Here is a 576-nt window from a genome sequence, read left to right as displayed (position 1 = left end):
CCGCGCGCCGGGGGCCGCGACGGCCCAAGGCCCTGATCCTCGCGCCGACGCGCGAACTCGCCTTGCAGATCGATCGCACCGTGCAGCCGCTCGCGCGCTCGGTCGGCCTCTTCACCGGCCAGTTCGTGGGCGGGCAGCCGTTCGAACCGCAGCTGCACGCGCTGCAGCGCGGCGTCGACATCGCGATCGGCACCCCCGGCCGCATCGAGGATCTCGCCAAGCGGGGGCACCTCGGCCTCGGGCAGGTCGCCGTCACCGTGATCGACGAGGCCGACCACCTCGCCGAGATGGGCTTCGTCGAGGCGGTGCAGAGGATCCTGCGCCAGACCCGACGGGGCGGCCAGCGGCTGCTCTTCTCGGCCACGCTCGACGGGCGGGTGCAGGGGCTCGTCGACGAGTTCATGCCGCGACCCGCCATCCACGAGGTCATCGCGGGCGATGGCTCGGCCGGCGCCGCCGGCGAACCCGACCTGCCCGAGGGCGTCGACCACCGCGTGCTCATCGTGCTCCGGGAGCACAAGGACGACGCGCTCGTGCAGCTGGCGCGCGACGGATTCCACGGCCGCAGCCGAGGCC

The 576-nt window shown here is 74.1% G+C and carries 1 protein-coding gene; it reads left to right on the top strand.

Annotated elements, in window-relative coordinates; genetic code table 11:
• Positions 1-576 (top strand): DEAD/DEAH box helicase (locus tag ACFPZL_RS14125; protein ID WP_382336046.1); only part of this gene is annotated, 576 nt, incomplete at both ends.

It is taken from the genome of Leucobacter soli (assembly GCF_042659205.1).
GTDB classification, from domain to species: domain Bacteria; phylum Actinomycetota; class Actinomycetes; order Actinomycetales; family Microbacteriaceae; genus Leucobacter; species Leucobacter soli.
This window is presented reverse-complemented; position numbering and strand designations above follow the sequence as displayed.